At 38.4% G+C, this 15,626-nt stretch carries 10 protein-coding genes; 7 read left to right on the top strand and 3 right to left on the bottom strand.

Annotation, left to right across the window (positions count from 1 at the left end; genetic code table 11):
* Positions 1-2,307: a photosystem I core protein PsaA gene (gene psaA / locus AC6EI0_RS06405; RefSeq protein WP_498461538.1), complete on the bottom strand. Its 2,307-nt coding sequence runs from the start codon at positions 2,305-2,307 to the stop codon at positions 1-3.
* A gap of 495 nt (positions 2,308-2,802) precedes the next feature.
* Between psaA and cobJ the strand changes: the two genes are divergently transcribed.
* Together cobJ and lipA are read left to right on the top strand one after the other, a co-directional pair.
* A complete protein-coding gene (cobJ, locus tag AC6EI0_RS06400; protein WP_498521793.1) occupies positions 2,803-4,683 on the top strand; it encodes a precorrin-3B C(17)-methyltransferase in 1,881 nt (626 codons plus the stop codon).
* A gap of 135 nt (positions 4,684-4,818) precedes the next feature.
* On the top strand, positions 4,819-5,688 hold the full coding sequence (gene lipA, locus AC6EI0_RS06395; protein WP_498461536.1) for a lipoyl synthase: 870 nt from the start codon (positions 4,819-4,821) through the stop codon (positions 5,686-5,688).
* Here the strand turns inward: lipA and AC6EI0_RS06390 are convergent.
* Positions 5,676-6,002 (bottom strand): YciI family protein, encoded by a 327-nt coding sequence (locus tag AC6EI0_RS06390; RefSeq protein WP_498521792.1) that lies wholly within the window; start codon positions 6,000-6,002, stop codon positions 5,676-5,678. The genes lipA and AC6EI0_RS06390 overlap by 13 nt on opposite strands.
* A gap of 6 nt (positions 6,003-6,008) precedes the next feature.
* Positions 6,009-10,598 carry a glutamate synthase large subunit gene (gene gltB, locus AC6EI0_RS06385; protein ID WP_498521791.1) on the bottom strand — a complete coding sequence of 1,530 codons (4,590 nt, stop codon included), beginning with the start codon at positions 10,596-10,598 and terminating at the stop codon, positions 6,009-6,011.
* A 277-nt stretch (positions 10,599-10,875) separates the two neighbouring features.
* On the opposite strand from gltB, the gene rpsL reads away from it, so the two are divergent.
* The 5 genes from rpsL (at position 10,876) to rpsJ (ending at position 15,626) form a co-directional block, all read left to right on the top strand.
* The gene (rpsL, locus tag AC6EI0_RS06380) at positions 10,876-11,250 is read left to right on the top strand and encodes a 30S ribosomal protein S12 (protein ID WP_011824478.1); all 375 of its coding nucleotides are present in this window, start codon (positions 10,876-10,878) and stop codon (positions 11,248-11,250) included.
* Between the two features lie 44 nt (positions 11,251-11,294).
* On the top strand, positions 11,295-11,765 hold the full coding sequence (gene rpsG, locus AC6EI0_RS06375) for a 30S ribosomal protein S7 (protein ID WP_498461533.1): 471 nt from the start codon (positions 11,295-11,297) through the stop codon (positions 11,763-11,765).
* Between the two features lie 104 nt (positions 11,766-11,869).
* Positions 11,870-13,945, top strand: a complete 2,076-nt coding sequence (gene fusA, locus AC6EI0_RS06370) for an elongation factor G (protein ID WP_498521790.1) — start codon at positions 11,870-11,872, stop codon at positions 13,943-13,945.
* Between the two features lie 40 nt (positions 13,946-13,985).
* The gene (gene tuf / locus AC6EI0_RS06365; RefSeq protein WP_498461531.1) at positions 13,986-15,185 is read left to right on the top strand and encodes an elongation factor Tu; all 1,200 of its coding nucleotides are present in this window, start codon (positions 13,986-13,988) and stop codon (positions 15,183-15,185) included.
* Positions 15,186-15,305: 120 nt separating this feature from the next.
* The gene (gene rpsJ, locus AC6EI0_RS06360; protein WP_498461530.1) at positions 15,306-15,626 is read left to right on the top strand and encodes a 30S ribosomal protein S10; all 321 of its coding nucleotides are present in this window, start codon (positions 15,306-15,308) and stop codon (positions 15,624-15,626) included.

Genomic DNA, 15,626 nt, shown 5'->3' with positions numbered 1-15,626 from the left:
TCAGCCGAGACCTATTAAGCGAGCATGGAAGAAGGCCCATGTAGTAGCTATTCCTCCAAGAAGGAAATGAGCTGCTCCAACCGCACGACCTTGAGTAATTGATAAAGCCCTTGGTTGAATAGTGGGGGCTAATTTAAGTTTATTATGAGCCCAGACTATTGACTCAAATAATTCTTGCCAGTAGCCACGACCACTAAATAAGAACATAAGACTAAATGCCCATACAAAATGTGCTCCAAGGAACATCAATCCATACATACTTATAGGTTGACCATAACTTGTAAGGACTTGAGAAGATTGTGCCCATAAGAAATCTCTTAGCCATCCATTGATTGTTATGGAGCTTTGAGCGAAATTGCCTCCAGTCAAGCCCCAAACATCACTTTGCATTTTCCATGAGAAATGGAAGATAACAACCGAAAGTCCGTTGTACATCCAGAATAAACCAAGGAAAACATGATCCCAAGCAGATACTTGGCATGTGCCTCCTCTTCCTGGACCATCGCAAGGGAACCTAAAACCAAGATTTGCTTTGTCAGGTATCAGTCTGGAGCTTCTAGCAAATAAGACACCTTTTAGAAGAATTAAAAGTGTTACGTGAATAGTAAATGCATGAATATGGTGAATCATGAAATCTGCAGTCCCTAGAGGAATAGGGGCAATTCCAATTTTCCCCCCTACTTGACTTACAGAACCATTGAAAACTTCACTCACTAATCCACTTTGAAGATTTACATTTGCCCCTGCGAGAGTTGTCGATCCAGCAGCTGAATGATGAATATTTTGAATCCATTGAGCAAATACAGGTTGAAGTTGGATTCCTGTATCACTAAACATATCTGCAGGTCTTCCTAGAGCTCTCATTACATCGTTATGAATATATAAACCGAAGCTATGGAAACCTAAGAACATGCAAGCCCAATTAAGATGACTTATTAGTGCATCTCTAGCTTTTAGAACTCTATCGAGAACATTATCAATATGAAGAGCTGGATCATAGTCCCTAACCATTGCAATAGCAGAATGAGCTGCAGCACCAACTATGAATAAGCCTCCAATCCACATATGATGAGTAAAGAGACCTAATACAGTTGGATAATCAATCGACAAGTAAGGATATGGAGGCATCGCATACATGTGATGAGAAATAATGATGCTCAAGGAGCCAATCATTGCAAGGTTTAAGCCAAGCTGGGCATGCCAACTATTAGCTAAAAACTCATAAATGCCCTTGTGTCCATTTGGAGCAGGGAAAAGAATTGGATCTCCAGCATGATTATCTAATATCTCTTTGAGGCTATGGCCAATTCCAAACATTGTTCTATATACATGCCCACCAAATACAGCTAGTACTCCAAAAGCTAAATGATGATGAGAAATATCTGTCATCCATAAGCTACCAGTAACGGGATTTAGACCACCTTTGAATGTTAAAAAATCACTGAACGCCCACCAATTAGTCGTAAAGAAATTTTCAACTGTTCTTCCAGCTAGACCAGGGAATATTTGACTAGCAATAGCAGGGTTGCAAAGCTCGTGTGGTAGAGGCATATCCGCAATTGAAGCAATAGGAATGCCATCAATAATCAGAGGCTTCCCGGCATCAATTGCATCCATGATCGCTGCTGTTGGAGCACCAATGTGAATGCAATGTCCAGCCCAAGCAATTGAACCTAAACCAACCAGACCAGCAATGTGGTGATTGAGCATAGATTCAAGATTTCTGAACCAATCGAGCTTAGGAGCAGCTTTGTGGTAGTGATATATACCCCCGTGAAGCATAATGGCAGCCATTAGCAAAGCACCAATAGCTAGAGCCATTAACTCTGTTTCGTTGGTAATACCCCAGCCTCTCCACATCTGAAAGATTCCTGATGTGATCTGTATTCCGTGATAATTACCACCCAAGTCAGCATTAAGCATTTCTTGACCAACTATTGGCCAAACAACCTGCGCTCCAGGCTTTACATGAGTTGGGTCGGCTAGCCAGCCTGAATAATTGGAAAAGCGAGCTCCATGGAAAAAAGCAGCACTCATCCAAATAAAGATGACTGCTAAATGTCCAAAGTGAGCTGAAAAGACCTTTCTACTAGTCTCTTGTAGATCTCCAACATGGGTATCAAAATCATGCGCATCAGCATGAAGATTCCATATCCAAGTGGTAGTTTTTGGACCCTTGGCAAGGGTTTTAGACCAAAAACCAGGCTTATCAAGCTTGGAAAAATCTACAGGGATTGCATCAGTTTCGATAGGTTTATCGAGAACTGGTTCTTTTTTTTGTTCTCTTTCTGGGGGGCTTATGGTCATCGAGTGATTCCTTTAGGAATGTGATCGAGGTGGGTGGGTAATCTTTTCAGATTAGTTGTTAAATCTAAGAGGAAAAAACTAGTGAAAAAAAGCTAGTTCCGTGGATAGATTTAGGAATTCAAGACCTACCTTGAAAGGTAATTGAATTTGTGATTTTTAGTTATGTCACAATCATAAAACAGAGATTCAGTTACTACGGTCACGTGTAACAAATGTTCTACACTTTTATTTTTGTGTCAATTCGAAACTCGAAACTTTGCTTAACCTCAATTTTTTGAGAGGTGAAATAAAGAATCAATCAAATTTCAGATAGTAGTTTTGGTGATAGATATCTTAAATTAAGATTCGTCCAAATAGCTATTTATCCTAGTTATCGTAACGTTTTTCGCTTACTAGGCTCTCTTTAAGTGCTTATTCATAGGCAAATATACTCTTGTTTTGTACATTTTGAAAATTGTTTTTTAATCATTAGCGAATCTTTTTTATGGCATTTTATTGAAATGCATCAAAATAAAGCTGTTTCTTATTTTTGTTCTGGAAAAACCTTTAGTTAATACTCCAAAAAGAATTGCATTTGGATTTTCTTTGAGTTCTTTGCCTTTGCTCGAAAGATTAAAGGCATCTAATCATGTTGATCACATTTTCATTTCGGGTAGATCAGATTTTTTATTCGAAGAAAAAGCTTCAGGTTTGATTCAATCAATGCCTAAAGCTTTTTTAAAAGATCATTGGCAGAAAAATAATAAATTAATTTTTATAGGTTCAATCGGAGCAGTAGTTAGGCTCATTTCTCCTTTCGTCAGTTCTAAGGAAAATGATCCAGCGATACTGGTTATGGATTCAAAAGCTAAAAATATTATTCCTTTATTGGGAGGCCATAAACAAGGGGGAAATATGTTTGCAAATGAATTATCAGCAGCTTTAGAAGCAGAAGCGATTTTTACCTCAGATTCATTTATTGAAAGAAAAATATCCTTGGATTGTTTTGGCAAAGGTTGGGGTTGGGAAAGAGGAGGAGATAATGTTGATTGGCGAAATTTAATGATTAAACAAGCTAGAGGGCGAAAAAATGTTGTATTTCAATCTAAAGGCTCGAAACTATGGCACAAGTTGAAAGCTTGCTCAAATTTTTCTTTTTTAGAAGAAAATGATCAGATATCTTCTAAAAATATCGATTTATATATAGGTCAAGAGCAAAAAAGCATATGTTCATGGCATCCATCATCAATAATTATCGGAATTGGTTGCGAGAGAAATACTGATGAAAAATTGATTAAAAGAGCAATTAATGAGTCTTTTTCTGAAAAAGGTTTGTCACTTCTTTCAATCGCTGGTATTGCAACGATTGATAAAAAAAATGATGAAATTGGATTATTGAATTTATCAAAAAAAAATGAATGGCCAATTTATTTTTTTAGTGCTCTTGAACTTTCAAAAGTAAAGGTCCCTACTCCCTCAAATGTGGTTTTAAAAGAAATGGGAACCCCCTCAGTAGCTGAGGCGGCAGCAATTTCCCAGGGAGCAGAGAGTGGAAGGTTAATACAAGAAAAACAAATCTATTACGCCAAAGAGGATGAATTTGGGGCTGTAACTATTGCATTGGTAGAGCTTGATAAACCTTTTGCTCCCCATAAAGGTGAATTGCATTTAATTGGTAGTGGGCCTGGAAAATTAGAAATGCTTACTTCTGACTCACGCCAAGTTTTGAATAGATGTGCTGTTTGGATTGGTTATGGCCCTTACTTAAATTATTTGGAAGCCATACGAGGTCATGATCAGGTTCGCATTGATTCAAAATTAACTTTCGAAAGAGATCGATGTGAATACGCTCTTGAGCTTGCAAAAGAAGGCGTAAGGGTTGCTCTTATTTCATCTGGTGACAGTGGAATTTATGGAATGGCAGGGTTGGCTCTCGAAATTTGGCTAAATGAAAAGATTGATTCCAGGCCTTTATTTCAAGTCCATCCAGGCATTAGCTCCTTTCAGATGGCTGCTGCAAAACTAGGAGCTCCTCTCATGAATGATTTTTGTTCTATCTCTTTAAGTGATCTTTTGACTCCTTGGAATCAAATTGAGAGCAGAATCAAAAACGCAGCTATTGGTGACTTTGTTATTGCAATCTTTAATCCAAAATCAATAAAACGTGATTGGCAGTTAAAAAAGACTGTTGATTTATTACTCGAATTTCGCAAACCCTCCACACCTGTTGCTATTGCTCGAGAGGTTGGCAGGCCCAATGAAACTCTAGAAATACATACTTTGGAAACTTTGCCATTTGATCGGGTCGATATGTTTACTATTTTGGTAATTGGTAATAGTCAGAGTGCTGTTAAAAACAATAAATTTTTAACACCCAGAGGCTATTTCCCTATTTAAATTTTTATATTCTTTAAAACCAGAAAGACGAATACTTTGTTTTAAGCTTATTTTTTGTTATCAACTTGAGAAGAAGTTAAAAAATCAAGTCAATCTGGAAATTCTTTCTAAAGTTAGTTTGTTAGTAAAAGAGCTTTGCTTAAACCAGACTGGTTACGTGTTAAGGCACCGCAGCAAGAGAGAATTGGCAATGTTGCCGATCTACTAGTTGATTTAAAACTCAATACTGTTTGTCAAGAAGCAAGTTGTCCAAATATTGGAGAATGTTTTGCAGGAGGCACTGCTACGTTTTTAATAATGGGCCCAGCTTGCACTCGTAAATGTCCTTATTGCGATATCTCATTTGATAATTCGAAAAGGCTTTTAGATCCATCAGAACCTGATCGATTAGGTGAAGCTGTTTACAGGATGGGCTTGACTCATGTCGTTATAACTTCCGTTAATCGTGATGACTTAGAAGATGGTGGCGCTAGTCAATTTTTGAAATGTATTAAGGCTGTTCAAAGCAGATCCCCATTTACCTCTATTGAAGTTTTAATTCCAGATCTTTGCGGTAATTGGGATGCTTTAAAAGTTATTTTGGATGCCGCTCCAAATGTACTAAATCACAATATTGAGACTGTTCCAAGGCTATATCCAAGAGTCAGACCTCAAGGAATATATGAAAGGTCTTTGGAATTATTAAAAAGAGTTCGTGAAGGTTGGCCAAGAGTGTATACGAAATCTGGCTTAATGGCTGGATTAGGAGAAACAGATGAAGAGATTTTGAGTGTTCTATCTGATCTGCATATAAATAAAGTTGATATCGTAACTATTGGTCAATATTTATCACCAGGCCCAAAACATTTACCTGTTAATAGATTTGTATCTCCTTCTCAATTTGATAGTTACCGTATTGAGGGAGAAAATAAATTAGGATTTTTGCAGGTAATAAGTTCACCATTAACTAGAAGTAGTTATCACGCGGGAGAAGTTAAAAAATTAATGATGTCTCATCCAAGGTGATTTGAAAACTTTGGTTGACTTCCATCAATTGATATCCATTCTTGAAGATCCCAGATAACTAAATTATTTTTAATCATGGGATCATTTTCTATGATCTTTTTTGCTGTTAAATAATCCTTTGCTTCAAGAATTAATAAACCCCCTCCACCTGGAATCTTTTTTTCATTTATTAAATATCCGCTCTGGATGTAATGGCCTACTTTATTCATCTCTTTGACCCATTTTTTATGCATTAATAAAAATTTTTTCCTTTCATTGTTAGATAATTCTAAGGTTTTATCTTTAAACTTCTCAGTCTTAATAAATATAGGCATTCTTATCTATAATGTCGCTTTCTCCAGTGCTTCCTGGATACCTAATTTATTTTTTTCGCTTGGAGGAACTACTATCTTAAATAACTTTTTCCACGAAGACCAATCTGAGAGAATTTTGTTTGCCATGGGACTTTTAGTTTTCTGAAGATGTTCAATAATTAGGTCCTTTAAGAATTGCTCTTGATTCGTTGAAGTTAGATTATAAACCTCAACAATCTCATTATTTATTCTTAAGTTAAGTTCATTTTTTTTGTCAAGAATAAATGCTATCCCTCCAGTCATTCCTGCTCCAATATTTCTTCCGGTTTTTCCTAGAACAACAACCACTCCTCCAGTCATATATTCGCAACAATGGTCTCCCGCTCCTTCAATAACAGCATGAGCGCCACTATTGCGAACACCAAAACGTTCCCCTGCTATCCCAAGGGCGAATAATTTTCCACCCGTTGCTCCATACAAACATGTATTTCCAAGTATTACCTGTGCGTTGGATGTGTGATTGATGATTTCAGGAACAACTGTAATAGAGCCTCCATTAATTCCTTTGCCTACATAATCATTGGCTTCTCCTACTAAAGAAATATTCATTCCTTTTAAAATAAAGGCACCAAAACTTTGCCCCGCTGAACCTTTAAATATCAAATTTAAATTCCCTTTAAAACCTTTATTTCCATATTCTTTAGCTATTACTCCAGAGATCCGTGCACAAACACTTCTGTCGGTGTTAACTATTGAGATCTTTTTAGTAATGCTTCCCTGAGTCTTAATTGCATTGGAAATTTCTTCATCTTTGAGAAGAGCATTCTCAAGAACTTCTCCATTGCTATGAGCATCTATTTCGTGGCTCAACCATGAACGATCTTTTGAGTTCTCTAGAGGTTTGAGAAGGCTAGAAAGGTCGACCTCTTTTGTTTTTGTTAATTCAAGGTTCCTTGGAATTAATAAATCTGTTCTTCCAATAAGATCTTCGACTTTTGCTACACCAACTTGACTCATTAATTGCCTTACTTCCTCCGCTACGAAGATAAAGAAGTTCACCACATGTTCTGGTAAACCTGGGAATCTTTTTCTTAAGCCTTCTTGTTGAGTTGCAACACCGACTGGACATTTATTTGTATGGCAAATCCTCGCCATGATGCAACCTTCAGCGATCATTGCGATTGTCCCAAAACCATATTCTTCTGCTCCAAGTAGTGCAGCAATCAGGACATCCCATCCTGTTTTTAAACCTCCATCTGCTCTTAACAAAACCCTTTTGCGCAGACCATTTTCTAATAAAGATCTATGAACTTCAGTTAATCCAAGCTCCCATGGCAAACCAGCGTGTTTAATTGAACTCAGTGGCGAGGCACCCGTTCCACCATCATGTCCTGAAATCTGGATTACATCAGCATTTGCTTTGGCTACTCCCCCTGCAATTGTGCCAATGCCTATTTCAGCAACTAATTTCACACTCACTTTTGCAGTTGGATTTATTTGATGTAGGTCGTGAATAAGTTGGGCTAGGTCTTCTATGGAGTAAATATCATGATGAGGAGGAGGCGAAATAAGAGCTACACCTGGCTTGCTATTGCGAAGCTTGGCTATGTATTCATCAACCTTTGGTCCAGGTAATTGTCCTCCTTCTCCAGGTTTTGCTCCTTGGGCTACTTTGATTTCTAATTGCTTTCCGCTAGTTAAATATTCAGGGGTTACACCAAATCGGCCAGACGCAATTTGTTTAATTGCAGAACAAGCGGTATCTCCATTTAAAAGTCCTTTGATATTGGGTAAGGTCTTTGACTGATTATTTTCATCAACATCTTCAAGGATATTGAATCTAGCGGGATCTTCTCCTCCCTCACCACTATTGCTTTTGCCTCCAATTCTATTCATTGCTATTGCAAGAACTTCATGCGCCTCCCTTGATAGTGCGCCAAGACTCATGCCACCGGTGCAAAATCTTTGACAAATACTTTCAACACTCTCTATTTGATCGAGAGGTAAAGGCTGTGCTGCTTTTTTAAGAGTAAGTAGGTCTCTTAGGGTTGTAGCTGGACGACTTTCTAGTAGTTGTTGATAAGTTTTGAAGTGATCATATCCTGGCCCAGCTTTGACTGCAGCATGAAGAATTTTTGACATTTCTGGATTATTCAAATGAAATTCTCCACTATTTCGATATTGAACAAATCCATTAAAGTCAAGTTTTTTTTGCTCTAGCTCTGGAAACGCTTTTTTATGAAATGAAATTGTCTCGATTGATAATTCTCTAAGAGTGAGTCCAGCTATACGACTTGTCGTTCCTTTAAAAGCTAAATCAATTAAATCTGCACCAATACCTATGGCTTCAAAAATTTGCGCTCCATGATAACTTGCTAAAACAGAAATACCTATTTTTGATAGTATTTTTCTTAATCCATCCTCCATTGCTTTCTTAACATTTTCCTGTGAAATCTCTATGGATAAGTTAGACAACTTCCCATCGGAAATAAGTTTTTGAGTTTTAGGTAGTTGCCACCAATGTCGAGTAGTTTCCCATGTTAACCATGGACAAATTGCACTTGCTCCAAACCCAATTAGACAGGCTATGTGGTGGGTACTCCAACATTGAGCAGTATCTATAATTATTGAAGTTTTTAGCCTTAGACCCTTGCTAAGTAAGTGATGATGAACTGACGCAACAGCTAGAAGAGGAGGTATGTATGATTTTTCTCGATTAATATTTCTATCTGAAAGGATTAGTATTTCTCCGCCATTAATTACACAATTTTCTGCTTCTTGGCATAGATCTTTAATGCCTTTATCTAGGCTTAGCTCAGGACCAGTTGTAGGAATTAATGTAGATATTGTCTTGCAATTAAGACCAGATTTTGTTATTGAAATTAATTCTTTCTCATTAATAATTGGCGATTTAATATGGACTAGTCTTGAAGATTCTGCTTTTGGAGATAATGGAGCTTTCCTAGCACCAAGGTGCATTTCTAAGCTCGTAACAAGTTTTTCTCTAAGAGGATCAATTGGAGGATTAGTTACTTGTGCAAACCTTTGTTTGAAATAGTCATAAAGAATATGTGATTTCTTCGAAAGTATTGCTAGTGGAATATCGTCTCCCATGCAATAAGTTGGTTCTTTGGCATTTGCAGCCATGCTATTGATTATGTAATCAAAATCTTCTGCACTAAATCCAAATGCAATTTGTTGCTGCAGTAACTCTTGCTTATCAAATTTATTATTTACTTCCCAATTTTGGTTGTTTAGATTAATACGATTTGCTTTTAACCAATCTAAGTATGGATATCTGTTCGCTGATTCTTCTTTGACATCCCAGTTTCGTAAAATCCTCTTTTTTTCTAAATCTACTGACAGCATTTGACCGGGTCCTAGTCGACCTTTTTCTTGAATTTCATTCTCATCTAATTCAACAACACCTGTTTCAGATCCCATAACAACATATCCATTTTTAGTAATGCAATATCGAGCTGGCCTTAGACCATTTCTGTCCAATGTTGCTCCTATGTTGCTTCCGTCAGTAAAAACTATTAATGCTGGCCCATCCCATGGCTCCTGGGTTCCTGCAGCGTATTCATAAAAAGCAGTGATTTCAGGTTTGTTTATTAATTCAGGTTGGTCTCTAAAAGCCTCAGGTATAAGTGTTAATAAGCTATCAGTTATTGGCCGGCCGCTTCGAACCAATAGCTCAAGAGTTAAATCAAGATTTGCTGAATCACTAAATAAATTATTGACAATGGGTTTGAGATCACTTGCATTGTCTTCCCATACTGAACTTATATCAGTTTCTGCTGCCTTTGCCCAATTTATATTTCCTAGCAGTGTATTTATTTCTCCGTTATGACCTAAAAGTCTCATGGGTTGAGCTAATGGCCACTTTGGTAAAGTATTAGTACTAAATCTTCTATGGTAAACCGCATATGAAACTTTAAATCTATCGTCCTGTAGATCTTTATAAAAAGGAGCCAGTATTTCAGATCTGACCATTCCCTTGTATACAATTGTTTTACTACTTAAAGAGCATATATAAAGCCCTAGTTTATCTTCTTTTAATTCTATATTTGCCCGATTTGAAATCCTTTGCTTTAGTCTGAAAAGCAAAGCCTCAAGACTAATTTCTTTATCTTGAATATCAACTATCCATTGTGTAATAAAGGGTTCATTTTCTCTTGCAAGCTTTCCTAAAACTTCATCATCAACAGGAACATCTCTCCATCCTTTAGAAGTTAAGCCTAAATATTCAGCTTCTTGTTCACATATATTTTTTGATATTTCTCTATTCTTTTCATCTTTAGGCATGAAAATCATTCCTATGCCTGATGATTTAGGCTCACAATCTTTGGCGGTTTGCCAAACTTGCTTTAGGTATGACCATGGAATTTCGCATAAAATCCCAGCGCCATCACCTGAATCGCTATCTCCCCCGCATCCGCCTCTGTGCTCCATACAACTCAGACCACGTAAAGCCTGAGACAAGACCCAATTGTTTTGCTTGCCCTCGACGCTTGCTATGAATCCAACTCCACAAGAATCTTTTTCCCCAGAAAAGGCATCTGGATAGGTGCTATCGCAATAAGGCCAATTTGATCTTGAGTGTCGTTGATGCATGTTTTTTAACTTACTATTTTTCTTTTCTTACAAAAGTGCTATCGGTAAGCTTTGAAATGAATGATTAGATTGATTTGATAGTTCGTAGAGTTACATCTTAAACATTTTTGTCGACCATCAAGTTTTTTCTTCAATACTTTCTTTAAAAATTCGTCCCTTATTCTCGAACCTGAATAAAAATAAAATATTAATTAAAAAAAAAACCTAATTTGGGTGCTTGACCGAGTAATCTGAAGAATTGTTGAATCTGGTCTAACTCAGACCAAATATAAAATTAATGCCAACCATTCAACAGTTGATAAGAACAGAGCGAAAGACTCTAAAAACAAAGACAAAATCTCCTGCTTTGCGAGGTTGCCCTGAAAGGAGAGGCGTTTGTACCAGGGTTTACACCTCAACTCCCAAAAAACCTAACTCTGCTCTAAGAAAAGTTGCTCGTGTCAGATTAACCTCAGGTTTTGAAGTTACTGCTTATATCGGTGGTATCGGTCACAACCTTCAAGAGCACTCTGTAGTTTTGCTTAGGGGCGGAAGAGTTAAGGATCTACCAGGTGTGAGATATCACATCGTCAGAGGAACTCTTGATACCGCTGGGGTTAAAGACCGTAGACAGTCCAGATCAAAATATGGAGCTAAATCCCCCAAGGAATAAAACATTTTTTTCATTGAATTTCCCTCTTATACAAATTTAATTTCATGTCAAGAAGAAACGCAGCAGAAAAAAGACCTGTTCTCCCTGATCCTCAGTTCAATAATCGTTTGGCAAGTATGATGGTCCATCGATTGATGAAGCACGGTAAGAAATCAACAGCTCAAAGAATTCTATCGGATGCTTTTGGCTTGATTAACGAACGAACTGGTTCTGACCCCATTGAATTATTTGAAACAGCAGTGAAAAATGTTACACCTCTTGTTGAAGTAAGAGCCAGAAGAGTAGGCGGAGCTACATATCAGGTTCCCATGGAGGTCCGTCAAGAAAGAGGGACTGCGATGGCGCTCAGATGGTTGGTAAATTTCTCAAGATCAAGAAATGGTAGAAGCATGGCTCAAAAACTTGCAGGTGAGCTCATGGATGCAGCCAATGAAGCTGGAAACGCAGTGAGAAAGAGGGAAGAGACGCATAAAATGGCTGAAGCAAATAAAGCTTTTGCACATTACCGCTACTAATTTTTTCAAATTTTTCTATTCAATTTCAAAAAATATTTCTTTTTTTGCATGCTGAGTTGTAGAGTCCACCAGCATTTTAAAGCCCTTTAGTCGGAGAATTTTCTGTGGCACGAGCCTTTCCTTTGGAACGAGTAAGAAATATCGGGATTGCTGCACATATTGATGCTGGTAAAACCACCTGTACTGAGAGAATTCTCTTCTATTCGGGTGTTGTACACAAAATGGGAGAAGTCCATGATGGCGCCGCAGTTACCGATTGGATGGCCCAAGAGAGAGAAAGAGGCATAACAATAACTGCAGCAGCAATTTCAACTACTTGGGATGATCACCGTATCAATATCATTGATACGCCTGGACACGTTGACTTCACAATTGAAGTCGAACGTTCGATGAGAGTACTTGATGGCGTTATTGCTGTTTTTTGTGCTGTCGGTGGTGTTCAACCCCAATCCGAGACGGTTTGGCGACAAGCTGATAGATATTCCGTCCCAAGGATGGTTTTTGTGAATAAAATGGATAGAACAGGTGCCGATTTCCTAAAGGTCCATGGACAAATTAAAGATAGATTGAAAGCTAATGCAGTGCCAATTCAGTTACCTATAGGAGCCGAGAATGATCTGAAAGGTATTATTGATCTTGTAGGTAATAAAGCATATATATATAAAGATGATTTAGGCAAAGATATTGAAGAGACTGAGGTTCCCCCCGATATGGTGGATTTGGTCACTGATTGGCGCTCTAAATTAATGGAGTCGATAGCTGAAACTGATGAGGAATTACTTGACGCTTTTCTAGAAAATGGTGAATTAACTGTTGATCAATTGAAATCTGGAATTAGGGAAGGTGTTCTTAAGCACGGCTTGGTTCCAATGTTATGTGGTTCAGCTTTTAAAAATAAAGGTGTTCAGTTGCTTCTTGATGCTGTTGTTAATTATCTACCTGCCCCCGTTGATGTACCTCCTATTCAAGGTCTGCTACCTAACGGAAAAGAAGCTGTAAGGCCCTCAGATGATTCAGCACCATTCAGCGCGCTTGCATTCAAAGTAATGGCAGACCCATACGGGAAATTAACTTTTGTTCGCATGTATTCTGGCGTCCTTGAAAAAGGAAGTTATGTTCTCAATTCAACCAAAGATGCAAAAGAGAGAATATCAAGACTAATTATTTTAAAAGCTGATGACCGTGAAGAGGTTGATGAGCTAAGGGCGGGGGATCTAGGAGCTGTATTAGGGCTGAAAAATACAACTACTGGTGATACTTTATGCGCCTCTGATGAAGCAATTGTATTAGAAACGCTCTTCATTCCCGAACCTGTTATTTCGGTTGCTGTTGAACCTAAGACCAAAGGCGATATGGAAAAACTTGGGAAAGCTTTAACCGCACTTTCAGAGGAAGATCCTACTTTCAGAGTAAGCACCGATCAAGAAACAAATCAAACGGTCATTGCTGGAATGGGTGAACTCCATCTTGAGATTCTTGTTGATCGTATGTTGAGAGAATTCAAGGTTGAGGCGAACATTGGAGCACCTCAAGTTTCTTACAGGGAGACTATTCGAGCTAGTTCATCTGGAGAAGGAAAGTTTGCAAGGCAAACAGGCGGTAAAGGTCAATACGGACATGTCGTTATCGAAGTTGAGCCAGCTGAGCCAGGAACTGGTTTTGAATTTGTCAATAAAATTGTTGGTGGAGCAGTTCCAAAAGAATACATAAAACCTGCGGAATCAGGAATGAAGGAAACATGTGAATCTGGAGTAATTGCAGGCTATCCTCTTATTGATGTAAAAGTCACTTTGGTTGATGGCTCGTATCATGATGTTGATTCATCAGAAATGGCCTTCAAAATTGCTGGCTCAATGGCTTTCAAAGATGGAATCAAGAAGTGCAATCCTGTCCTTCTTGAGCCTATGATGAAAGTTGAGGTAGAAGTCCCTGAGGACTTCCTAGGCTCTATAATTGGAGATCTGTCCTCTAGACGAGGTCAGGTCGAAGGTCAATCCATCGATGATGGACAATCCAAAGTCCAAGCAAAAGTGCCATTAGCCGAAATGTTTGGCTATGCCACTCAACTCCGATCAATGACTCAAGGTCGGGGTATTTTCTCAATGGAGTTCAGTACTTACGAGGAAGTCCCTCGTAATGTTGCTGAAGCAATTATCTCCAAGAATCAGGGCAATTCCTGATCTCTAAAATTTATTAACCAACCCCCGATTCTTTAAAAAAATGGCTCGCGAGAAGTTTGAGAGGAACAAACCTCACGTCAACATAGGTACTATTGGCCACGTTGACCATGGCAAAACAACACTTACTGCTGCAATCACAAAGGTTTTAGCCAAAAAAGGTCAAGCCGAAGCGCAAGATTACGCTGAAATCGATGGAGCTCCAGAAGAGCGTGAACGTGGAATCACAATCAATACTGCTCACGTTGAATATGAAACTGATGGAAGGCACTACGCACACGTTGATTGTCCAGGCCACGCTGATTATGTAAAAAACATGATCACAGGTGCTGCACAAATGGACGGTGCGATTCTCGTTGTAGCAGCCACCGACGGAGCAATGGCACAAACAAAAGAACATATTCTCTTGGCCAAACAAGTTGGGGTGCCTGCATTGGTTGTTGCACTCAACAAATGTGACATGGTCGATGATGAAGAAATGATCGAACTCGTAGAAATGGAGATTCGTGAACTTCTCACAAGTTATGACTTTCCTGGTGATGACATCCCTGTTGTTCAAGTATCAGGATTAAAAGCTATTGAGGGAGACGCAGATTGGGAAACAAAAATAGATGAGTTGATGACTGCTGTTGATGCTTCAATACCCGAGCCAGAGCGTGAAGTTGACAAGCCATTCTTAATGGCGGTAGAGGACGTTTTCTCAATTACTGGTCGTGGAACTGTTGCTACAGGACGAATCGAGAGAGGAAAAGTAACAGTTGGAGAAGAGGTTGAAATTGTAGGTATTAGAGATACCAGAGTTACAACTGTAACTGGAGTTGAGATGTTTAGAAAGCTTCTTGATGAAGGTATGGCTGGTGATAATGTAGGACTTCTTTTGAGAGGTATTCAAAAAGAAGATATTGAAAGAGGAATGGTTCTTGTTAAAAAAGGATCGATCACGCCTCACACTAAATTTGAAGGTGAAGTCTATGTATTGAAAAAAGAAGAAGGTGGCCGCCATACCCCTTTCTTCGCAGGTTATCGCCCTCAGTTTTATATCCGTACTACAGATGTAACTGGTCAAATTACTGCATTCACATCAGATGATGGAAGCAATGTCGAAATGGTCATGCCTGGTGACAGAATTAAAATGACAGGGGAATTGATTTCTCCTGTTGCTATAGAACAAGGTATGAGATTCGCAATTCGCGAAGGAGGACGTACTATTGGTGCTGGAGTGGTTTCCAAAATTATTGAGTGATGATTCTGAGGATGACTTGTAATTCATTCAGGTCATCCTCTAGATTAAAAACCAAATGAACTAATCAGTTCATATTTAAAAAGAACCTCGAAAACCTAATTAGCTTTTGGTAATTCAATTATGTCAACTGCAATTGCACAGCAAAAAATACGCATACGCTTAAAGGCTTTCGATAGAAGAATGCTCGACTTGTCTTGCGAAAAAATAATAGAGACTGCAGATACAACAGCTGCTTCAGCAATTGGTCCTATTCCTTTACCTACAAAACGAAAAATTTACTGTGTTCTGCGTTCCCCTCATGTTGATAAAGATTCTAGAGAGCATTTTGAAACACGAACACACAGAAGACTTATTGATATTTATAGTCCTTCAGCAAAGACAATAGATGCTCTGATGAAGTTGGACCTCCCCAGTGGAGTTGATATAGAAGTTAAGCTCTAG

Source organism: Prochlorococcus sp. G5PB11 (genome assembly GCF_059772425.1).
This window is presented reverse-complemented; position numbering and strand designations above follow the sequence as displayed.

Coding starts and splice junctions, on each gene's coding strand:
- psaA (WP_498461538.1), bottom strand. CDS start 2,307: ATGACCATAAGCCCCCCAGAAAGAGAACAAAAAAAAGAACCAGTTCTC.
- AC6EI0_RS06390 (WP_498521792.1), bottom strand. CDS start 6,002: ATGCCTATATTTATTAAGACTGAGAAGTTTAAAGATAAAACCTTAGAA.
- gltB (WP_498521791.1), bottom strand. CDS start 10,598: ATGCATCAACGACACTCAAGATCAAATTGGCCTTATTGCGATAGCACC.
- rpsL (WP_011824478.1), top strand. CDS start 10,876: ATGCCAACCATTCAACAGTTGATAAGAACAGAGCGAAAGACTCTAAAA.
- rpsG (WP_498461533.1), top strand. CDS start 11,295: ATGTCAAGAAGAAACGCAGCAGAAAAAAGACCTGTTCTCCCTGATCCT.
- tuf (WP_498461531.1), top strand. CDS start 13,986: ATGGCTCGCGAGAAGTTTGAGAGGAACAAACCTCACGTCAACATAGGT.
- rpsJ (WP_498461530.1), top strand. CDS start 15,306: ATGTCAACTGCAATTGCACAGCAAAAAATACGCATACGCTTAAAGGCT.